The organism is Pseudomonas sp. KU26590, assembly GCF_026153515.1.
GTDB lineage: Bacteria > Pseudomonadota > Gammaproteobacteria > Pseudomonadales > Pseudomonadaceae > Aquipseudomonas.
In genome coordinates, this window is record NZ_CP110644.1 from 2,008,458 (window position 1) to 2,030,385 (window position 21,928).

At 60.6% G+C, this 21,928-nt stretch carries 17 protein-coding genes; 16 read left to right on the forward strand and 1 reads right to left on the reverse strand.

The annotated features are described in order from the left end of the window. Positions 1 to 62: 62 nt before the first annotated feature. The 16 genes from mtnA to fabF all read left to right on the forward strand — a co-directional run bounded on the left by mtnA (position 63) and on the right by fabF (position 21,155). Entirely contained in the window at positions 63 to 1,139 is a 1,077-nt protein-coding gene (gene mtnA, locus OKW98_RS09060) for an S-methyl-5-thioribose-1-phosphate isomerase (protein WP_265388858.1), read from the forward strand. Between the two features lie 305 nt (positions 1,140 to 1,444). Continuing rightward, complete coding sequence (gene gyrA, locus OKW98_RS09065) at positions 1,445 to 4,255, forward strand: DNA gyrase subunit A (RefSeq protein ID WP_265388859.1); 2,811 nt, start codon at positions 1,445 to 1,447, stop codon at positions 4,253 to 4,255. Between the two features lie 258 nt (positions 4,256 to 4,513). Continuing rightward, positions 4,514 to 5,599, forward strand: coding sequence for a 3-phosphoserine/phosphohydroxythreonine transaminase (gene serC, locus OKW98_RS09070; protein ID WP_265388860.1), 1,086 nt, complete (start codon positions 4,514 to 4,516; stop codon positions 5,597 to 5,599). Next, positions 5,599 to 6,693, forward strand: a complete 1,095-nt coding sequence (gene pheA / locus OKW98_RS09075; protein ID WP_265388861.1) for a prephenate dehydratase — start codon at positions 5,599 to 5,601, stop codon at positions 6,691 to 6,693. Before serC ends, pheA begins: the two co-directional genes overlap by 1 nt. Positions 6,694 to 6,747: 54 nt before the next feature. Continuing rightward, positions 6,748 to 7,860, forward strand: a complete 1,113-nt coding sequence (gene hisC, locus OKW98_RS09080) for a histidinol-phosphate transaminase (RefSeq protein ID WP_265388862.1) — start codon at positions 6,748 to 6,750, stop codon at positions 7,858 to 7,860. Positions 7,861 to 7,888: 28 nt separating this feature from the next. Continuing rightward, positions 7,889 to 10,096, forward strand: a complete 2,208-nt coding sequence (locus OKW98_RS09085) for a bifunctional prephenate dehydrogenase/3-phosphoshikimate 1-carboxyvinyltransferase (RefSeq protein ID WP_265389687.1) — start codon at positions 7,889 to 7,891, stop codon at positions 10,094 to 10,096. Continuing rightward, positions 10,093 to 10,782, forward strand: coding sequence for a (d)CMP kinase (cmk, locus tag OKW98_RS09090; RefSeq protein WP_265388863.1), 690 nt, complete (start codon positions 10,093 to 10,095; stop codon positions 10,780 to 10,782). Before OKW98_RS09085 ends, cmk begins: the two co-directional genes overlap by 4 nt. A gap of 121 nt (positions 10,783 to 10,903) precedes the next feature. Further along, a complete protein-coding gene (gene rpsA / locus OKW98_RS09095) occupies positions 10,904 to 12,595 on the forward strand; it encodes a 30S ribosomal protein S1 (RefSeq protein ID WP_065992985.1) in 1,692 nt (563 codons plus the stop codon). Between the two features lie 202 nt (positions 12,596 to 12,797). Further along, positions 12,798 to 13,097: an integration host factor subunit beta gene (gene ihfB / locus OKW98_RS09100; protein ID WP_037011901.1), complete on the forward strand. Its 300-nt coding sequence runs from the start codon at positions 12,798 to 12,800 to the stop codon at positions 13,095 to 13,097. Positions 13,098 to 13,114: 17 nt separating this feature from the next. Beyond that, the gene (locus OKW98_RS09105; RefSeq protein WP_265388864.1) at positions 13,115 to 13,354 is read left to right on the forward strand and encodes a LapA family protein; all 240 of its coding nucleotides are present in this window, start codon (positions 13,115 to 13,117) and stop codon (positions 13,352 to 13,354) included. 196 nt (positions 13,355 to 13,550) lie between these two features. Continuing rightward, positions 13,551 to 14,924: a phosphomannomutase gene (locus tag OKW98_RS09110; RefSeq protein ID WP_265388865.1), complete on the forward strand. Its 1,374-nt coding sequence runs from the start codon at positions 13,551 to 13,553 to the stop codon at positions 14,922 to 14,924. Between the two features lie 123 nt (positions 14,925 to 15,047). Next, positions 15,048 to 16,016 carry a UDP-glucose 4-epimerase family protein gene (locus tag OKW98_RS09115; protein ID WP_265388866.1) on the forward strand — a complete coding sequence of 323 codons (969 nt, stop codon included), beginning with the start codon at positions 15,048 to 15,050 and terminating at the stop codon, positions 16,014 to 16,016. Continuing rightward, positions 16,013 to 17,029: an MraY family glycosyltransferase gene (locus OKW98_RS09120; protein WP_265388867.1), complete on the forward strand. Its 1,017-nt coding sequence runs from the start codon at positions 16,013 to 16,015 to the stop codon at positions 17,027 to 17,029. Before OKW98_RS09115 ends, OKW98_RS09120 begins: the two co-directional genes overlap by 4 nt. A gap of 109 nt (positions 17,030 to 17,138) precedes the next feature. Beyond that, positions 17,139 to 19,133 (forward strand): polysaccharide biosynthesis protein, encoded by a 1,995-nt coding sequence (locus OKW98_RS09125; RefSeq protein WP_265389688.1) that lies wholly within the window; start codon positions 17,139 to 17,141, stop codon positions 19,131 to 19,133. Positions 19,134 to 19,330: 197 nt separating this feature from the next. Beyond that, positions 19,331 to 19,675 (forward strand): ComEA family DNA-binding protein, encoded by a 345-nt coding sequence (locus OKW98_RS09130; protein ID WP_265388868.1) that lies wholly within the window; start codon positions 19,331 to 19,333, stop codon positions 19,673 to 19,675. A gap of 205 nt (positions 19,676 to 19,880) precedes the next feature. Further along, positions 19,881 to 21,155, forward strand: a complete 1,275-nt coding sequence (gene fabF / locus OKW98_RS09135; RefSeq protein ID WP_265388869.1) for a beta-ketoacyl-ACP synthase II — start codon at positions 19,881 to 19,883, stop codon at positions 21,153 to 21,155. 84 nt (positions 21,156 to 21,239) lie between these two features. Here the strand turns inward: fabF and OKW98_RS09140 are convergent, their stop codons facing one another. Further along, positions 21,240 to 21,803 carry a TetR/AcrR family transcriptional regulator gene (locus tag OKW98_RS09140; RefSeq protein ID WP_265388870.1) on the reverse strand — a complete coding sequence of 188 codons (564 nt, stop codon included), beginning with the start codon at positions 21,801 to 21,803 and terminating at the stop codon, positions 21,240 to 21,242. Positions 21,804 to 21,928: the final 125 nt, after the last annotated feature.

Sequence of the window (21,928 nt, forward strand, 5' to 3'; positions counted from 1 at the left end):
TGCTTCTTTGCACCGTCGCTGTGGCGGCAAGCTTTTCAAAAATTCATCAAGTGGGGTGTGCAATGCGCGATCGATTACTGGCTGCGGAGAAGGTAAAGGCCATCGATTGGCGGGACGGCACGTTGTTTCTGCTGGATCAGCGGGTGTTGCCCTTCGAAGAAACCTGGCATCCCTACACCAGTGCTGAAGGCGTGGCCGAGGCCATTCGCACCATGGTTGTTCGCGGCGCACCGGCCATCGGCATAAGTGCGGCCTACGGCATCGTCCTGGCGGTCATTGATCGTCTGGCCGAAGGCGGCGACTGGCAGATGGCGCTGGAAGAGGATTTCGACCTGCTGGCCAATTCCCGGCCCACGGCGGTCAACCTGTTCTGGGCGCTGAACCGCATGCGCGAGCGCCTGTATCGCCTCAAGGATCATGAAGATCCGCTGAAGGTCATGGAAGCCGAAGCCGTGGCCATTCACTTGAGCGACCGCGAAGCCAACCTGACCATGGCGCAACTGGGTGCCGAGCTGATTCGCAAGCATCAGGGCAATCTGCAGACCGTGCTGACCCACTGCAACACTGGCGCGCTGGCCACCGGCGGCTTCGGTACCGCGCTTGGCGTCATTCGCGCGGCACACCTGGAAGGCATGATCGAGCGCGTGTATGCCGATGAAACCCGGCCCTGGCTGCAGGGCTCACGTCTGACGGCGTGGGAACTGGTCAACGAAGGTATTCCGGTCACCCTCAATGCCGACTCTGCGGCCGCGCACCTGATGAAAACCAAAGGCATCACCTGGGTCATCGTTGGCGCCGACCGCATTACCGCCAACGGCGACGTCGCCAACAAGATCGGCACCTACCAGCTGGCGGTCGCGGCGATGCACCACGGCGTGCGCTTCATGGTCGTCGCGCCGAGCTCGACCATCGATATGAACCTGGCCAGTGGCGACGACATTCCCATCGAAGAGCGCGACGGCCGCGAATTGCTGGAAGTCGGCGGCAGGCGCGTGGGCGCCGACGTCGAAGCATTCAACCCCGTATTCGACGTGACGCCTGCCGATCTCATTGACGCCATCGTCACCGAGAAGGGCATCGTCGAGCGCCCCGACACGGCCAAAATGGCCCTGTTGATGTGCCGCAAACGCCTTCATTGATCAGCTTGCAGCCGGTAATGCCATTCGTCCCCAAACGCGCTATCGGGCTCTGTGAGCGCGTCTCAGGCGTCTGCTGGGGAAATGGCGTGTTCACGGCGCCTGCAAACACTTCGTGCCTGACGGCGATTGTGGTACCATCCGGCGGTTTCCAAAGGGGCGCATGGCGACCCTTATGACTGCGCATATTCATGGCATAACTCGCTGATTTGTCGTAAGTCGTTGCCTGACAATCGTCGGCAGCGGCAAGCCTTGTTCATCCCGGATGGCTGAGCGAGGTTTCACCAGAAAAAGGAATCAGGCTTCTCATGGGCGAACTGGCCAAAGAAATCCTCCCGGTCAATATCGAAGACGAGCTGAAGCAGTCCTACCTCGACTACGCGATGAGCGTCATCGTCGGACGAGCTCTGCCCGATGCGCGCGACGGCTTGAAGCCCGTGCACCGGCGGGTACTGTTCGCGATGAGCGAACTGGGTAACGACTGGAACAAGCCGTACAAGAAATCCGCCCGTGTGGTCGGTGACGTTATCGGTAAGTACCACCCGCATGGCGACACCGCGGTCTACGACACCATCGTTCGTATGGCCCAACCCTTTTCCCTGCGCTACCTGCTGGTAGACGGCCAGGGCAACTTCGGTTCGGTGGACGGCGACAACGCCGCCGCCATGCGATACACCGAAGTGCGCATGACCAAGCTGGCCCACGAGCTGCTGGCCGACCTGCACAAGGAAACCGTGGACTGGGTGCCGAACTACGACGGCACCGAACAGATTCCTGCGGTCATGCCGACCCGTATTCCCAACTTGCTCGTCAACGGCTCCAGCGGTATCGCCGTGGGCATGGCGACCAACATCCCGCCGCACAACCTCGGTGAAGTCATCGACGGCTGTCTGGCGCTCATCGACAACGGCGAGCTCACCGTCGACGAGTTGATGCAGTACATCCCCGGCCCCGACTTCCCGACCGCCGCGATCATCAACGGCCGTGCCGGCATCGTCGAAGCCTACAAGACCGGCCGTGGCCGCATTTACATGCGCGCCCGTTCCATGGTCGAAGACATCGACAAGGTCGGTGGTCGCCAGCAGATCGTCATCACCGAGCTGCCGTACCAGCTGAACAAGGCGCGTCTGATCGAGAAGATCGCCGAGCTGGTCAAAGAGAAGAAGCTTGAAGGCATCACCGAACTGCGCGACGAGTCCGACAAGGACGGCATGCGCGTGGTCATCGAACTGCGTCGCGGCGAAGTGCCTGAGGTCATCCTCAACAATCTCTACGCCCAGACCCAGCTGCAAAGCGTGTTTGGTATCAACATCGTCGCGCTGATCGACGGCCGTCCACGCATCCTGAACCTCAAGGACCTGCTGGAAGCTTTCATTCGTCACCGTCGCGAAGTCGTTACCCGTCGCACCGTGTTCGAACTGCGCAAGGCCCGCGAGCGTGGTCACATTCTCGAAGGTCAGGCCGTTGCCCTGTCGAACATCGACCCGGTCATCGCCCTTATCAAAGCTTCGCCGACCCCGGCTGAAGCCAAGGAAGGCCTGATCAGCACGCCGTGGGAATCGAGCGCCGTGGTCGAGATGGTCGAGCGCGCAGGCGCCGAATCGTCCCGCCCGGAAAACCTCGATCCTCAGTACGGCATGCGTGACGGCAAGTATTTCCTGTCGCCGGAACAGGCCCAGGCGATCCTCGAGCTGCGTCTGCACCGCCTGACCGGTCTGGAGCACGAAAAGCTGCTGACCGAGTACCAGGAAATCCTGACTCAGATCGGCGAGCTGCTGCGCATCCTCAACAGTGCCACGCGCCTGATGGAAGTCATCCGCGAAGAACTCGAGCTGATCCGCGCTGAATACGGCGATGTGCGTCGCACCGAGATCCTCGATGCGCGCCTGGACCTGACCCTCGGCGACATGATTCCGGAAGAAGAGCGCGTCGTGACCATCTCCCACGGTGGCTACGCCAAGACTCAACCGCTGGCCGTCTATCAGGCCCAGCGTCGCGGCGGCAAAGGCAAATCGGCCACCGGCGTCAAGGATGAGGACTACATCGCTCACCTGCTGGTCGCCAACAGCCACACCACGCTGCTGATGTTCTCCAGCAAAGGCAAGGTGTACTGGCTCAAGACCTACGAGATCCCGGAAGCCTCACGCGCTGCCCGTGGTCGTCCGTTGGTCAACCTGTTACCGCTGAGCGAAGGCGAGTACATCACCACCATGCTGCCGGTCGACCTCGAAGCCATGCGCAAGCGTGCTGACGAAGAAGAAGCCGAAGGCGTGGAAGCCGACGCCGAAGACCTCGAAAACAGCAACGAGACCGAAGAAGAGCGCAAGGCGCGCATCAAGGCCGCCGACAAGAAGAAGGCGCCGTTCATCTTCATGTCGACCGCCAACGGTACCGTCAAGAAGACCCCGCTGGTGGCGTTCAGTCGTCAACGCAGCGTCGGCCTGATTGCGCTGGAACTGGACGAAGGCGACATCCTGATTTCGGCGGCCGTCACCGATGGCGAACAGGAAATCATGCTGTTCTCCGACGGCGGCAAGGTCACCCGCTTCAAGGAATCCGAAGTGCGCGCCATGGGCCGTACGGCTCGCGGTGTGCGCGGTATGCGTCTGCCGGAAGGGCAGAAGCTGATTTCCATGCTGATTCCAGAGCAGGGCAGCCAGATCCTCACCGCTTCCGAGCGTGGCTACGGCAAGCGCACCGCGATCACCGAGTTCCCTGAGTACAAACGTGGCGGTCAGGGCGTCATCGCCATGGTCAGCAACGATCGTAACGGCCGCCTGGTCGGCGCGGTTCAGGTGCAGGAAGGCGAGGAAATCATGCTGATTTCCGACCAGGGCACGCTGGTGCGTACCCGCGTTGGCGAAGTATCGAGTCTGGGCCGTAACACCCAGGGCGTGACCCTGATCAAACTGGCGAAGGACGAGAAACTGGTCGGTCTGGAACGCGTCCAGGAGCCATCCGAAGTCGAGGGCGAAGAGCTGGAAGGCGAAGCGTTCGAAGGCGAAGCTTTTGAAGGTGAAGCAGTGGATGCTGACGTGATTGACGCCGTCGACACCGACGAGTCCACTGACGATGTGCAAGCGGATCCCGCGGCTGACGAAGAAGAGCCCCAGGAGTAACGCTAAAAGGGGGCTGGTGATTCGGCCCCTTCCTTAGAGTGACGGGATAGATGTAGTCAGGCAGGCCGCTTTCGCGACCGTCGTAAACTCCGATTGCTCCTACAGTCGATCTCTGCGACAGAGTACATAACATCTGTAGGAGCAATCGGAGGTAACGACGGTCGCGATTCGGTTCCTCTGGCACAATGCAGTCCCTGTTCCGCACTTCCCCGCACTTCACCCGTTCCAAATTAATTCAGTGACACGACGAGAGTGGATATGAGCAAGCGAGCCTTTAACTTCTGCGCAGGTCCTGCCGCGCTCCCTGAAGCTGTTCTGCTGCGTGCCCAGGCCGAACTCCTGGACTGGCATGGCAAAGGCCTGTCGGTCATGGAAATGAGCCATCGCAGCGACGAGTTCGTCTCTATCGCCACCAAGGCTGAGCAGGATTTTCGCGATCTGCTGTCCGTCCCGTCTCATTACAAAGTGCTGTTTCTTCAAGGTGGCGGCAGCCAGCAATTCGCTCAGGTTCCGCTGAACCTGCTGCCGGAAAACGGCACGGCCGACTACATCGACACCGGCATCTGGTCGCAGAAAGCCATTGAAGAAGCCTCGCGCTACGGCAACATCAATGTCGCGGCCAGCGCCAAACCCTCCGATTACTTCGCCATTCCCGGCCAGAACGAGTGGAAGCTGTCGAAAGACGCGGCCTACGTTCACTACGTCCCCAATGAGACCATTGGCGGTCTGCAATTCAACTGGATTCCGGAAGCGGGCGACGTGCCTCTGGTCGCCGACATGTCTTCGGACATCCTGTCGCGCCCTGTCGACGTCTCGCGTTTCGGCATGATCTTCGCCGGCGCCCAGAAGAACATCGGCCCGAGCGGAATCGTCGTGGCAATCATTCGCGAGGACCTGCTGGGTCACGCGCGTGCGCTCTGCCCGACGATGCTCAACTACAAGGTCGCCGCCGACAACGGTTCGATGTACAACACGCCGCCAACACTGGCCTGGTACCTCTCCGGTCTGGTCTTCGAATGGCTGAAAGAGCAGGGCGGTGTCGAAGCCATAGCCACGCGCAATGAACTCAAGCAGCGCACGCTGTATGACTTCATCGACGCCAGCGGCCTGTACAGCAACCCGATCAGCCCCTCCGACCGCTCGTGGATGAACGTGCCGTTCCGTCTGGCCGATGATCGCCTGGACAAGCCGTTCCTCGCGGGTGCCGAAGCGCGCAATCTGCTGAACCTCAAGGGTCACCGTTCAGTGGGCGGCATGCGCGCCTCCATCTACAACGCCATCGACATCAATGCGGTCAACGCCCTGACCGCTTACATGGCAGAGTTCGAGAAGGAACACGGCTAATGTCTGAACAAGAGCTCAAGGCACTGCGGGTCCGCATCGACAGCCTGGACGAAAAGGTCCTGGAACTGATCAGCGAGCGTGCCCGCTGCGCCCAGGAAGTCGCGCGGGTCAAAATGGCCGAACTGCCGGCAGGTGAAGTGCCTGTCTTCTACCGGCCTGAGCGTGAAGCGGCGGTGCTCAGGCGTGTCATGGAGCGCAACCGTGGCCCGTTGAGCAACGAGGAAATGGCGCGGCTGTTCCGCGAGATCATGTCCTCCTGTCTGGCGCTGGAACAGCCGCTCAAGGTCGCTTACCTCGGCCCTGAAGGCACGTTCACTCAGGCGGCGGCGCTGAAGCATTTCGGCCACGCGGTGATCAGCAAGCCCATGGCTGCGATCGACGAAGTGTTCCGTGAAGTGGTCGCCGGTGCGGTGAACTTCGGCGTCGTCCCGGTGGAGAACTCCACCGAGGGTGCGGTCAACCACACACTGGACAGCTTCCTTGAGCACGACATGGTCATCTGCGGCGAAGTCGAGCTGCGTATTCACCATCATCTGCTGGTGGGCGAAAGCACCAAAACCGACAGCATCAGCCGCATCTATTCCCACGCCCAGTCCCTGGCGCAATGCCGCAAGTGGCTGGACGCGCACTACCCGAACGTTGAGCGCGTCGCCGTCGCCAGCAATGCCGAGGCGGCCAAGCGGGTCAAGGGTGAGTGGAACTCGGCGGCGATTGCCGGTGATATGGCGGCGGGCCTTTATGGCCTGACGCGCATTGCCGAGAAGATCGAAGACCGTCCGGACAACTCCACACGTTTCCTCATGATCGGCAATCAGGAAGTGCCGCCGACCGGCGACGACAAGACGTCGATCATCGTGTCGATGAGCAACAAGCCTGGCGCGCTGCATGAACTGCTGGTGCCTTTCCACGAGAACGGCATCGACCTGACGCGCATCGAGACGCGTCCCTCGCGAAGCGGTAAATGGACCTACGTGTTCTTCATCGATTTCGTCGGCCACCACCGCGACCCGCTGATCAAGGCCGTTCTCGAGCAGATCAGCCAGGAAGCCGTGGCGCTCAAGGTGTTGGGCTCCTATCCGAAAGCAGTGCTTTGACCCTGCGTCCGGACTTGTAGCCCTACGGGTTTCACTGAAGAGGTAAAGCGGTACATGAGCGGCGACTTCCTCGCGCTGGCACAGCCCGGCGTGCAAAAACTATCGCCTTACGTTCCCGGCAAACCGGTGGACGAGCTGGCGCGTGAGCTGGATATCGATCCGGCGCGCATCATCAAGCTGGCGAGCAACGAAAACCCGATGGGCGCCAGCCCCAAGGCGTTGCAGGCGATCAAAGACGCGCTGGCGGAATTGACCCGTTACCCCGACGGCAACGGTTTCGAGCTCAAGCAGCGGTTGTCGAAAGCCTGCGGCGTGCAGCCCGAGCAAGTGACGCTGGGCAACGGCTCCAACGACATTCTGGAAATCGTCGCCCATGCCTATCTGGCGCCGGGGCTCAATGCGGTGTTCAGCGAACACGCGTTTGCGATTTATCCGATCGTCACCCAGGCCGTCGGCGCTGTTGCCCATGTCGCGCAGGCCAGGGATTGGGGACACGACCTGCCGGCCATGCTTGCCGCCATCGACAGCAACACGCGGGTCGTCTTCATCGCCAACCCGAACAACCCCACCGGGACCTGGTTCGGGCCGAGCGCCCTGGCGGATTTTCTCGCCCATGTGCCCAAGGACGTGCTGGTTGTACTGGACGAGGCCTACATCGAATACGCCGAAGGCGCCGACCTGCCTGACGGGCTTGAGTTTCTGAGTGCTTACCCAAACCTGCTGGTGTCGCGGACGTTCTCCAAGGCCTATGGCCTGGCGTCGCTGCGCCTCGGCTATGCATTGTCATCGCCGGTCGTGGCCGACGTGTTGAACCGCGTGCGTCAGCCGTTCAACGTCAACAGCCTCGCGCTGGCCGCTGCCTGCGCCGCGCTGGACGACGTTGACTATGTTGCGCAAAGCCGTCAGCTCAATGAAGCCGGCATGCAGCAGCTGGAAGCAGGGCTGGGTCGGATGGGCCTGAGCTGGATTCCCTCCAAAGCCAACTTCATCGCCGTTGACCTGGGCCGCGAGGCCGCGTCGATTTACGACGGCCTGCTGCGCGAAGGCGTGATCGTTCGCCCGATTGGTGGTTACGGTCTGCCCAATCACCTGCGGGTGAGCATCGGTTTGCCGGGTGAGAACAGTCGTTTCCTCGAAGCGTTGAGCAAGGTTCTGGCACGTGGTTGATGTCATGCCGCTGCAACCCGCTGCGCCTATGATCGGCCGCCTGGTGGTGGTCGGACTCGGATTGATCGGAGGCTCGTTCGCCAAAGGCTTGAAGGAAAGTGGCCTGTGCCGCGAAGTCGTCGGCGTCGATCTCGACCCGCAATCGCGCACACTGGCCGTTGAACTGGGCGTGGTTGATCGCTGTGAAGACACTCTCGCTGCCGCCTGCGTGGGGGCTGACGTCATTCAATTGGCCGTGCCGATTCTGGCGATGGAGAAGCTCCTCGGCGTCCTGGCGAAACTGGACCTGGGCAATGCCGTGCTGACCGACGTCGGCAGCGCCAAAGGCAATGTGGTCCGTGCCGCGCGCGAAGCGTTCGGCGTGATGCCGGCGCGCTTCGTGCCCGGCCACCCGATTGCCGGCTCCGAGCAGAGTGGGGTGGAGGCCTCCAACGCCGAGCTGTTCAAGCGGCACAAAGTCATCCTTACGCCGCTGGCCGAAACCGATCCGTCGGCGCTGGCGCTGGTCGACCGTCTCTGGTCGGCATTGGGCGCGGACGTCGAGCACATGCAGGTCGAGCGCCACGATGAAGTGCTGGCGGCGACCAGTCACCTGCCGCACCTCCTGGCGTTCGGTCTGGTGGATTCGCTGGCCAAGCGCAACGAAAACCTCGACATCTTCCGTTATGCGGCGGGCGGCTTCCGCGACTTCACACGTATCGCCGGCAGTGATCCGGTGATGTGGCATGACATCTTCCTGGCGAACCGCGAGGCCGTGTTGCGCACCCTCGACACCTTCCGCAGCGACCTTGATGCGCTGCGCGACGCGGTGGATGCAGGCGATGGCCACCAGTTGCTCGGTGTGTTCACCCGGGCGCGGGTCGCCCGGGAGCATTTCGGCAAGATTCTCGCCCGTCGTGCCTATGTTGAAAAAACCTCAGGCGCCGACTTCAGCTTTATTGCACGGCCGGGCGGCGTTGTCCTGGGGCAGATTCGCGTGCCGGGTGACAAGTCGATTTCCCACCGGGCGATCATGCTCGGGTCACTGGCTCAAGGCATCAGCGTCGTCGAAGGTGTTCTCGAAAGCGAGGACGCGCTGGCGACATTGCAGGCATTCCGTGACATGGGCGTCGTCATCGAAGGGCCGCACCACGGTCGCCTGACCATACATGGCGTTGGCCTTAACGGGCTGCAACCTGCGCCGGGGCCGCTTTATCTGGGCAACTCGGGCACGTCGATGCGCTTGCTCTGCGGCCTGTTGGCTGCGCAGCGCTTTGACAGCGTGCTGACCGGCGACGCCTCACTGTCCCGGCGTTCGATGACCAGTGTCGTCGAGCCGCTACGCCAGATGGGCGCCGTGATCGAAACCGCGGAAGACGGCCGGCCGCCGCTGACCCTTCGCGGTGGGCAGGGTCTTCAGGCCATCCGCTACGACATGCCGTTGCCCAGCGCTCAGGTGAAATCCGCGCTGTTGCTCGCCGGTCTCTACGCAAATGGCACAACGATGGTGCACGAGCCGGCGCCGACCCGGGACCACACCGAGCGTATGCTGAAAGGCTTCGGTCATTCGCTTTCCGCTCATGACGGGACCGTGGCGCTGCAGTCAGGGGGTTCGCTCAAGGCGGCATGCATCGAAGTACCTGCCGATATGTCCTCGGCGGCGTTCTTCCTGGTGGCAGCGTCCATCGCCGAGGGCTCCGACTTGATCCTCGAAAGCGTGGGTGTCAACCCGACGCGCTCGGGCGTTGTCGATATCCTGCGCCTGATGGGCGCGGACATCACGCTGCACAACCCGCGCGATGCGGGCGGGGAGCCGGTGGCTGATCTGCACGTGCGCCATGCCCGTCTCAGGGGGATCGACATCCCCCAGGCGCTGCTGCCGCTGGCAACCGACGAGTTGCCGGCGCTCTTCATTGCCGCTGCCTGCGCCGAAGGGCGAACGGTGCTTCCGGGCGCTCAGGCCTTGCGCTTCAAGGAATCCGACCGCCTTCAGGCGATGGCCGACGGCCTGGCGACGCTCGGCATAAACGTTGAATCGACTGCAGATGGCATCATTATTGATGGTGGAACCGTCGGCGGTGGTGAAATCAATGCGCAGGGTGATCACCGCATCGCCATGGCATTCAGTATCGCGTCGCTGCGCGCGGCCAGCCCGATTCACATCCGGGACTGCGCCAATGTGGCGACTTCATTTCCCAGTTTCCTGACGCTGTGTGCTCAGGTGGGTATTCGTGTAACGCAAGAGGGGCAATCGTGAAAGTTCAAGCTCCGGTCATTACGATCGACGGACCCAGCGGTTCCGGGAAGGGCACGGTGGCCGGCAAGCTGGCCAAACGTCTGGGCTGGTCCCTGCTGGATTCCGGTGCGCTGTATCGGCTGCTGGCCTTCGCGGCCGTCAACCATGGCGTCGACCTGACCAATGAAGAAGCATTGAAGCTGCTGGCTGCGCATCTGGACGTGCAGTTCATGGCAGCGACCGACGACCACGGTCAGCGCATTATTCTGGAAGGGGAAGACGTGACGTCGGCCATCCGCAATGAGCATGTTGGCAGTGGCGCGTCCCAGGTGGCTTCGTTGCCGGCTGTTCGCGAAGCATTGCTGCAGCGCCAGCGGGCGTTTCAGGAGTTTCCAGGCCTGGTTGCCGATGGCCGCGACATGGGCACGGTGGTCTTTCCCGGCGCGCCATTGAAGATTTTTCTGACGGCCAGCGTCGACGAGCGTGCCCGTCGGCGATATTTGCAGTTGAAGGCCAAGGGTGACGATGTTAGTCTGCCGAGTCTGCTAGATGAGATCCGTGTCCGCGACGAGCGCGACACCCAGCGAGCGGTAGCCCCGCTCAAGCCGGCGCATGACGCCATTCAGCTGGATTCCACCGAATTGTCCATCGAGCAGGTGCTTGAACGCATCCTGAGTGAAGTCGCACTCCGCGATCTCGCCGGATGACCAGAAAGCCATGTGGGAGACCAGTCATAGTCCCGCAGGCTTTCTTTCATATGAACGAAACCCACGTTGTCTGGAACGTGGCAGATGGGCGTATTCTTCGCCCTTATCAACAGGAATTAAAATGAGCGAAAGCTTTGCTGAACTTTTCGAAGAAAGCCTAAAGACTCTTAACCTTCAGGCCGGTTCGATCATCACCGCGATCATCGTCGATATCGATTACCAGGCTGGTTGGGTCACCGTTCACGCTGGTCTGAAGTCCGAAGGCCTCATCCCGCTGGAGCAGTTCCACAACGATGCTGGCGAGCTGACGATCAAGATCGGCGATGAAGTCCACGTTGCGCTGGACGCGGTCGAAGACGGCTTTGGCGAAACCAAGCTGTCCCGCGAAAAAGCCAAGCGTGCTGAGTGCTGGATCGTTCTGGAAGCGGCTTTCGCAGCTGAGGAAGTGGTCAAGGGCGTTATCAACGGTAAGGTTAAAGGCGGCTTCACAGTCGACGTTAACGGCATCCGTGCGTTCCTGCCAGGTTCTCTGGTTGACGTCCGTCCAGTGCGCGACACCACGCACCTGGAAGGCAAAGAGCTGGAATTCAAGGTCATCAAGCTGGACCAGAAGCGCAACAACGTTGTCGTTTCCCGTCGCAGTGTCCTGGAAGCCGAAAACAGCGCCGAGCGCGAAGCTCTGCTGGAATCGCTGCAGGAAGGCCAGCAGGTCAAGGGTATCGTCAAGAACCTCACCGATTACGGCGCATTCGTCGATCTGGGTGGCGTCGATGGCCTGCTGCACATCACCGACATGGCCTGGAAGCGCATCAAGCATCCATCGGAAATCGTCAACGTTGGCGATGAGATTGATGTAAAGGTCCTGAAGTACGATCGCGAGCGCAATCGTGTTTCCCTGGGTCTGAAGCAACTGGGTGAAGATCCATGGGTTGCTATCAAGGCTCGTTACCCGGAAGGCACTCGCGTTACCGCGCGTGTTACCAACCTGACCGACTACGGCTGCTTCGCAGAGCTGGAAGAAGGCGTGGAAGGCCTGGTACACGTTTCCGAAATGGACTGGACCAACAAGAACATCCACCCGTCTAAAGTCGTTCAGGTTGGCGACGAAGTGGAAGTCATGGTTCTGGACATCGACGAAGAGCGTCGTCGTATCTCCCTGGGCATCAAGCAGTGCAAATCTAACCCGTGGGAAGATTTCTCTGGCCAGTTCAACAAGGGCGACAAGATCTCCGGCACCATCAAGTCGATCACCGATTTCGGTATCTTCATTGGTCTGGACGGCGGCATCGACGGCCTGGTTCACCTGTCCGACATCTCCTGGAACGAAGTGGGCGAAGAAGCCGTACGTCGTTTCAAGAAGGGCGACGAGCTTGACACCGTGATCCTGTCGGTTGATCCAGAGCGTGAGCGCATCTCGCTGGGTATCAAGCAGCTGGAAAGCGATCCGTTCTCCGAGTACGTCACTGTCAATGACAAAGGCGCTATCGTTCGCGGTATCGTTAAAGAAGTTGACGCCAAAGGCGCCATCATCACTCTGGCCGACGACATCGAAGCGACCCTCAAAGCCTCCGAAATCAGCCGTGACCGCGTTGAAGACGCGCGTAACGTTCTGAAAGAAGGCGAAGAGATCGAAGCTAAGATCATCAGCGTTGACCGCAAGAGCCGCGTGATCAGCTTGTCCATCAAGTCGAAAGACGTTGAAGACGAGAAAGAAGCGATTCAGAGCCTGCGTAGCAAGCCTGAAACCGCTGAAAGCACTGGTCCAACCACTCTGGGTGACCTGCTGCGTGCTCAAATGGAAAAACAGAACTGAGTTCTGTCTGACCATTGAAAAAGGGCGACTTCGGTCGCCCTTTTTTGTGGGCGTGTGTTTTTGCAGCGCGGCCGGCCAATGCCCTGTTGACGATCTTCAAGCTCGGCTCATTTAAGTCTGGGCATACTCTGTTCAAATGCTTCAGGTCATGCTAAAACCTTCAAAGCGCTTTACCTAGCTGCTTGAAAAAGAAGGGAAAAATATGACGAAGTCGGAGTTGATCGAACGAATTGTCACCCATCAAGGACTGCTCTCATCCAAAGATGTGGAGTTGGCCATCAAGACCATGCTTGAGCAGATGTCGCAGTGCCTTGCGACGGGCGACCGTATTGAAATACGCGGCTTCGGCAGCTTCTCCCTGCACTATCGCGCGCCTCGCGTGGGCCGCAATCCAAAGACAGGTCAGTCTGTCAGTCTCGACGGCAAGTTCGTCCCTCACTTCAAGCCAGGCAAAGAGCTCCGCGACCGGGTGAACGAAGAAGAGGAGCATGAGCTCCAATAGCTCTTTGAGGAGTTCTCATGGGAAATGTGAAGCGTCTGATCTTTTTAGCTATCGCCCTGTTGATCGCAGCGGTGATTGTCGTATTTGTGCTGGAAAACCAGCAGGCCGTCGCACTGGTGTTCTTTGGCTGGAATGCGCCCGAGCTGCCTGTCGCCGTGCCGGTGATCTTTGCACTGCTGGTGGGCATGCTGATTGGCCCGTTGCTGGTTTCAATCGCGCGTCTGCGCAGGAAGCCCAAAGCGTCACGTCTGCCCTGATAGAATCCCCGCGCGTCAGACACCTCAACGCTTGCGTTGAAGATAATTACAAGCGCACCTATAACTAATCTCCTTTTTCAATGCCTAACCCACGCCTCAAGCTTTCAGGCGCGAGGGTTGCGTGCAGTTCGTCATTCGAGCTGCTTCTACTGAACAGAGGAACCTTCGGGTTTTTCCGTCGCATAGGTTTTTACACATGAATTCCGACTATCCCGCTCTTCAGACTCGCTGCTTCAAGGCCTACGACATCCGTGGCCAAGTGCCCAATGACCTGGACGATGACATCGCGTACCGCATCGGGCGGTCCATGGTGGTTGAACTGGGTGCCAAAAACATCGTCGTGGGTCGAGACATGCGTCTTGAAAGCCCCGCGTTGGCCCAGGCGTTGATCAAAGGCATTCAGGAAGCCGGCGCGGATGTCATCGACATCGGCCTGTGCGGCACCGAAGAAGTCTACTTCGCTACCAGCCATTACGAAGCAGACGGCGGCGTGATGGTCACGGCCAGTCATAACCCGAAGGGTTATAACGGCATGAAGCTGGTCCAGAAATCGTCCCGTCCCATCAGCGGTGACACCGGCCTCGATGCCATTCGCCAGCGCGTCGATGCGGGCGATTTCGGTCAGGTTGCCGCTCAGCACGGTAGCGTTCAGTCCAAGCCGGACAAGACGGCCTACATTCAGCACCTGCTGACCTATGTCAAAGACGCCGATCTTCGTCCGCTGAAGATCCTCGCCGACCCGGGCAATGGCGCTGTCGGTCCTGCACTGGATGCGATTCGCTCCCAGCTGCCGTTCGAGTGGGTGATCATCAACGCTGAACCGGATGGCAACTTCCCTAACGGCGTGCCGAACCCGCTGTTGCCAGAAAACCGCAGCATCACCCGCGACGCGCTGCTCAAGCACGGTTGCGACCTGGGCCTGGCGTGGGACGGCGATTTCGACCGCTGCTTCTTCTTTGACGAGCAAGGGCGTTTTGTCGAGGGCTACTACCTGGTGGGCCTGCTGGCAGAAATGCTGCTCAAGCAACACCCGGGCTCGAAAATTATTCACGACCCGCGCCTGACCTGGAACACCATCGATCAGGTCGAGCAGGCGGGCGGTACGCCGGTGCTGTGCAAGACCGGCCACGCGTTCATCAAGGAACGCATGCGCCTGGAAGACGCCGTGTATGGCGGCGAAATGAGTGCGCACCACTATTTCCGCGATTTCGCCTACTGCGACAGCGGCATGATCCCGTGGCTGTTGGTCGCCGCGCTGATGTCCGTGTCGGGCAAGAAGTTCTCGCAACTGGTTGATGAGCGCATGGCGGCGTACCCGTGCAGCGGCGAAATCAACTACAAGGTCGAAGACGTCAAATCCATCATCGCCAAGATCCTGGAACACTACACGCCGTCTTGCTCGAACATCGATAGAACCGACGGCATCAGCCTTGAATTCGCTGAGTGGCGCTTCAACCTGCGCGGTTCGAACACCGAGCCTTTGCTGCGTCTGAACGTCGAGAGCCGTCGTGATCCAGCCCTTGTAGACGCCAAGGTCAAAGAGATCGAAGCGCTGATCAACGGCAAGTGATGCACCTGGCGTGCGGTCCTGCTGACTGAATGGCAGGGCCGCGAGCCAATCGTCTACAATGGCGCCGCTGCCTCGCAGCGGCCGTCATGATTGACGGCGAATTCTTATGTGCATGGATCGGGTATGACCAGAAAAATCCTGGTAACGGGGAGTTCGGGATTTGTAGGAACAGCGCTGGTTGACCACCTTGCACACCTGCCTGACGCACACATTGTCGCAGTCAGCAGACGGGCGACGCCCCATTCTTCTCCCGCCGTCACGACGGCCACCGTTGCCGGGCTGACTGCCGACACCCCGTGGCAGGCCGTTCTGCACGACGTCGACACGGTCGTTCACGCCGCAGCGCGGGTGCATGTCATGCACGACTCCGCGGCTGACCCGCTTTCGCTGTACCGGGAGGTCAACACCCTCGGCACACTGAATCTGGCTGAGCAGGCTGCTGCAGCCGGTGTCCGGCGTTTCATCTTCATCAGCACGATCAAGGTCAACGGCGAATCGACCGGCCCGGGCGAATGCTTTCGTGCGGACGACGCTTGCGATCCGGGCGATCCCTACGCCATCTCCAAGCACGAAGCAGAACAGGGCCTTCTGGCGCTGGCCAGGACCTCTGCGATGGAAGTGGTGATCATCCGCCCGGTGCTGGTCTACGGGCCCGGGGTTAAAGCCAACTTCCTGCAATTGATGCGCACGTTGCGCAAAGGCGTACCGTTGCCGCTCGGAGCGGTGAACAATGCGCGCAGTCTGGTTTCGCTGGACAACCTGGTCGACCTTATCCATGTGTGCATCGATCACCCTGCCGCCGCGAACCAGGTCTTTCTGGTCAGTGATGGCCGGGACCTGTCAACGACCGAACTGGCCGGCCGCCTCAAGGCGCAGATGGCTGCATCGGGGTGGCTTATTCCCGTCCCCGAATCCCTTATCATGCTAGGCGCCACGCTGTTGGGGCGCAAATCGGCAGCACAACGGGTGCTGGGTTCGCTGCGGGTGGACATCAGCAAAAACCGCGAGCGGCTGCAGTGGCAGCCCCCGCAGTCGGTTGAGGACGGCCTGAAGAAGACCGTCGAGCATTTTCTGGTTACGGATCGAGCATGAATTATTGGTGGGTCGCGGTTGCTGTTGTCGTGTTTTCATTTGCGCTGACGCATGTATTGCGCCGGTATGCGCTGCACAAGAGCCTGCTCGATATTCCCAACGGCAGAAGCTCCCATACGATACCGACGCCACGGGGCGGCGGCGTGGCGATTGTCATCAGTTACCTGGTGGCGCTGCTCTGGATGCTGTTTGCAGGGCTGATCGGGCTCGATCCGTTCCTCGCGCTATTCGGCGCGGGCACATTGATCGCGGCGCTGGGATTTCTCGACGATCACGGCCACATTGCGGCGCGATGGCGCTTGTTGGGGCATTTCTTCGCTGCGGCGTGGGCGTTGTTCTGGCTGGGTGGGCTTCCGGCGATCAACGTGTTCGGCATGACGCTCGCCCCGGGCCTGATCGTTAACGTGCTGACGGCGTTCTACCTGGTGTGGCTGCTCAATCTGTACAACTTCATGGACGGCATCGACGGTATTGCCAGCGTAGAGGCGATCTGTGTCTGCGTCGGCGCGGCAATCATCTACACGCTGAGCGGTTACGCCACTCTGGTGTGGCTGCCGGTCCTGCTGGCGTGCGCAGTTTCGGGCTTTCTGTTGTGGAATTTCCCACCGGCGAAGATCTTCATGGGCGACGCCGGCAGCGGATTTCTCGGCATCATGCTTGGATGCCTGTCGCTGCAGGGCGCATGGATTTCCTCGCAGTTCTTGTGGGTATGGCTTATTCTCCTCGGGGTTTTCATCGTAGACGCTACAGCAACCCTCATCCGTCGGCTCGTTCGGGGCGACAAGGTCTATGAGGCTCACAGAAGTCATGCTTATCAATTCGCCTCGCGACGTTTTGGCAAGCACCTTCCGGTGACGTCCGCAGTCGGTGTAATCAATCTGTGCTGGCTGTTGCCGGTCGCTGTGTGTGTCACCCGTTTCGGGCTGGACGGCGCACTCGGCGTGATCATTGCTTACGCTCCATTGCTCGCCCTGGCAGTCATCTTCAAGGCAGGGGCGCTTGAAAAAAGCTGAGCGTGGACAGTGGCGCTGACGCTGTTGATCCGATTCCCTTGCGGGTCAGGAATCAATGGCTGGTGCAAAGGTCGACTGAAAGGAGTTTGAACGCGTGTTTGAGGGGACAATGGGGAAAATTCGCACTTCGCTGCTGGGGTTGCCTCGCCGGCACAAGCGGATCTTGCAGGTCGCTGCAGACGTCTGTCTGATCTGGTTCGCGTTGTGGATGGCGTTTGTCGTCCGTCTGGGCATCGACGAACTGATCAATCCCCTGGAAATCCACACCTGGCTGTTCGCATGTGCGCCCGTTGTTGCCATCCCGCTGTTCATTCGTTTCGGCATGTACCGTGCCGTCATGCGCTATTTCGGCAACGATGCCCTGATCGCGATCATCAAGGCTGTCAGCCTGTCTGCCCTGATTCTCGGGTTCATCGTCTACCTCTACAGCAACCACCAACATGTGGTGCCGCGATCAGTGATGTTCAATTACTGGTGGCTGAGCATGGTCATGATTGGCGGCCTGCGCCTGGCCATGCGTCAGTATTTCCTCGGGGACTGGTTCTCCGCCGTTCGCCATGTTCCTTTTGCGACCCGGGACGATGGGCTGCCCAAAGTCGCCATCTACGGTGCGGGCGCGGCGGGTAATCAATTGGTTGCCGCGTTGCGCATGGGCCGGTCAATGCGTCCGGTGGCATTCATCGATGACGATGATTCGATCTCCAACAGGGTCATTTCCGGGCTGCAGGTCTACAAACCCAAGCACATCCAGCAGATGATCAACGTCACCGGCGCGCAGGAAATCCTGCTGGCGGTACCGTCTTCCGCCCGCACCCGGCGCCGGGAAATCCTCGGCTTTCTCGAAGGCTTCCCGCTGCATGTTCGCAGCGTGCCGAATTTCTCTGATCTGGCCGCAGGCCGTGTGAAGGTCGACGATCTTCAGGAAGTCGACATCGCCGACCTGCTCGGCCGCGACGCCGTACCTGCCCAGGAAGAACTGCTCGAACACTGCATCAAGCATCAGTGCGTGCTGGTGACCGGGGCGGGTGGCTCTATTGGTTCGGAGTTGTGCCGGCAGATCCTGCTGCTGAAGCCGACCACGCTGTTGCTGTTCGATCACAGCGAATTCAACCTGTACACGATCCTTACCGAGCTGGAGCGCCGCGTGGCTCGCGAGTCGCTCAAGGTCAAGGTGCTGCCGATTCTGGGTTCGATCCGCAATCATGCCAAGCTGCTGGACGTGATGAAGACCTGGCAGGTCAATACTGTCTACCACGCGGCGGCCTACAAGCATGTGCCGATGGTCGAGCACAACATCGCCGAGGGCGTGCTCAACAACGTGGTCGGTACGCTGAATGCCGCCCAGGCGGCGCTGCAGGCAGGCGTGGCCAACTTTGTGTTGATCTCCACCGACAAGGCCGTGCGCCCGACCAATGTGATGGGCAGCACCAAGCGCCTGGCCGAGCTGACGTTGCAGGCACTGAGCCGGGAAACCGCGCCAGTGATGTTCGGCGACCGCTCCAATGTGCATCAGGTCAACAAGACACGATTCATCATGGTGCGATTCGGCAACGTGCTGGGCTCGTCGGGCTCGGTGATCCCGCTGTTCCACCAGCAGATCAAATCCGGCGGACCGCTGACAGTCACGCACCCGAAAATCACCCGCTACTTCATGACCATTCCGGAAGCCGCTCAGTTGGTCATTCAGGCCGGCTCCATGGGGCAGGGCGGCGACGTGTTCGTGCTCGACATGGGCGAGCCGGTGCGCATCATCGAGCTGGCCGAGAAAATGGTGCATCTGTCGGGCCTGAGCATCCGCTCGGAACACAACCCCCAGGGCGACATTGCTATCGAGTTCACCGGGTTGCGGCCTGGCGAGAAGCTTTACGAGGAGCTGCTGATCGGCAACAACGTGGCGGCGACTCGCCACCCGATGATCATGAGCGCACAGGAAGACTTCCTGGCGTGGGACGTCTTCAAGCAAAGCCTCTCGCAGCTGCTCAAGGCACTGGACGACGACGACTACACCCGCGTCCGTCAGATCCTCGGCGACACCGTCAGTGGCTATGCGCCTGAGGGCGATATCGTCGACTGGATTCATCAGCAGCGTCGTCGGGAACCCTGAGCGCACGCACCTCGGAAACCTTTTCTTACGCAGCCAAATGGACGCTTAAACGGGCGCGAAGCCCGTATCCACAGGGCCTGCGAGTCGGTACATATCCGGTCACCGATCCCTGCGTTGACGCACTGCCGCCATCGGCTAGGTTTGGGAAGCAGCTCAGGAATGCTGCTTCCACTTACGATGCCCATGGAGCATGACTCATGCGTACTTCTTATCTGTCCTCCCTGATCTTCGCGCTGCTGGCGAGTACGTCCCTTGCCGTGACCGCCGCGACGTCTGCCGCCCCTGCCGCCACCCCGGCAGACGCCACCAAACCTGCCATCTCCGCGCCGGCGGGCGTGCAAGGCGCCAAGGTCAATCTCAACGCCGCCAGTGCCGAAACCCTTCAGAAAGAGCTGTCCGGCATTGGCGCCGCGAAGGCCAATGCCATCGTCGCGTACCGTGAAGAACACGGCGGTTTCACGGCCGTGGACGAGCTGATCGAAGTAAAGGGCATCGGCAAGGCGCTGCTGGACAAGAACCGCGACACGCTGTCGATTGATTGAAACCCCACGAGCGTAAGGCCGATCCCAGATCGGCCTTTTTTATGCCTGCGATAAATCTGTGATCACTCTGAGGGCGGTGGACGGAAAAATGTCGACTGACATATTAATTGTCAGATGACGGGCGTAATATCTGTTCGCGCAATCTTACTGAACGGCTGGCGCCCTAGGGTGCCGGCGACTGCCAAGAATGAGGAAAGGTGAACCCATGAGCGAGCGTCGCATTGTAGTGACGGGTATGGGGCTGGTAACGCCATTGGGCACCGGCGTCGAAGTGGTATGGAAGCGATTGCTGGAAGGCCGCTCCGGCATCGTGCAATTGCCTGAGCAGACGGTGGCTGATCTGGCCGGCAAGGTCGGCGGCCCGGTGCCGACCCTGGAGCAAGACCCTGAAGCCGGGTTCGATGCTGACGCCGCGGCGCCCCCCAAAGAGCAGAAGAAGATGGACCGCTTCATCCTGTTCGCCCTGGGTGCTGCGCAACAGGCCGTCAAGCAGGCAGGCTGGGCGCCCTCCACCGAAGAGGAGCGCGAGCGTACCGCGACCATCATCGGCGCCGGCGTGGGCGGTTTTGGTGCCATCGCCGAGGCGGTGCGCATCACCGATACCCGTGGGCCGCGGCGCTTGTCGCCGTTCACCATTCCTTCGTTTCTGGTCAATCTAGCGGCCGGGCATGTGTCGATCCAGCACGGTTTCAAAGGCCCGCTGGGCGCTCCGGTCACTGCGTGTGCGGCGGGCGTTCAGGCGATCGGCGATGCCGCGCGTCTGATTCGCAACGGAGAAGCGGACGTGGCCATCTGCGGTGGTGCCGAAGCCTGTATCGATCGCGTCGCCCTGGGTGGTTTCGCTGCCGCCCGTGCGCTCTCCCATGGCTTCAATGAAACGCCGGAGCGAGCCTCACGTCCGTTCGACCGTGACCGCGACGGCTTTGTCATGGGCGAGGGCGCGGGGATCATCGTCATCGAAACCCTGGAACACGCACTTGCCCGCGGTGCAACGCCCATCGTCGAACTGGTCGGTTACGGCACCAGCGCGGACGCCTATCACCTGACGGCAGGGCCGGAGGATGGCAGTGGCGCGCGTCGGGCGATGCAGGCGGCGATTCGCCAAGCCGGTATCCAGCCTGCCGACGTCCAGCATGTCAACGCCCACGCCACGTCCACCCCGGTGGGCGACAGGGGCGAAATGGCGGCGATCAAGACGGTGTTCGGTGACCAGAATGGCGTTGCGGTGACGTCGACCAAATCAGCCACCGGGCACTTGCTCGGCGCAGCAGGCGGCATTGAGGCCATTTTCACGGCGTTGGCGATCCGCGATCAGATAGCCCCAATGACGCTGAATCTGGAGAACCCCGATGAAGCGGCGGCGGGCATCGACATCGTCCACGGCAAAGCGCGCCCGATGAACATCGAGTACGCGCTGTCGAATGGTTTCGGCTTCGGCGGGGTGAACGCCAGCGTGCTGTTTCGTCGCTGGCATTCCTGATGGACATCCCTGATGGCCATCCTTGAGGAGCGATGCTGAATAAGCCATGCACTTTCGTGCCCGAAAAGGGCAGGGAAGTGAGCGTCAGCCCTCGATCAGCTGCTTGAGCTGATCGCGGGTGGTTTCCAGAATTCGCTCGGCCAGCGCCGGATCTTTAGCGCTGCGCGCCAACACCATCGCCCCCACCAGCCCGGACATGAGCATCACGCTCTTGTCGCGGCTTTGCCCATCGGCCGGAATTCCCGCTTCGAGGGTGGCGAGCATGTGGTTGATCAACTCGTCGGTAATCTCGCTCGCTTGCCCACGCTGGCCCAGTTCGGACGCCATGGTCGGCAACGGGCAGCCCGCTTCCGGGTGATCGCGATGGGCGGTCGACAGGTAAATGTCGATGAACGCCTGGGTCGAGCTGTCTTCGGCCAGTTTCTCTGTGACTGAGGCGAGCAGCTGGTCGACGGCGCAGCGCAGGGATTTCTCGACCAGGTCGTCCTTGGATTTGAAGTGGGCATAAAAACCACCGTGGGTCAGGCCCAATGCCTTCATCAACGGCTGTAAGCCGGTGGCGCCGATGCCGTCACGGCGAAAGCGCGCGGCGGCTTCCTGAAGGATGCGCTGGTGGGTCTGGGCTTTGTGATCTTCGGCGTAACGCATGGAGCGAGCCTCCCGATTGTGGCTCTTGAAATGGTGGTCGACATTTTTACACGGATGACACGCCGGCGCAGTACCCGCGTTGTACCCCCTGTCGCCATTGGTCAGAGCGCTGCGTCCACCACCGG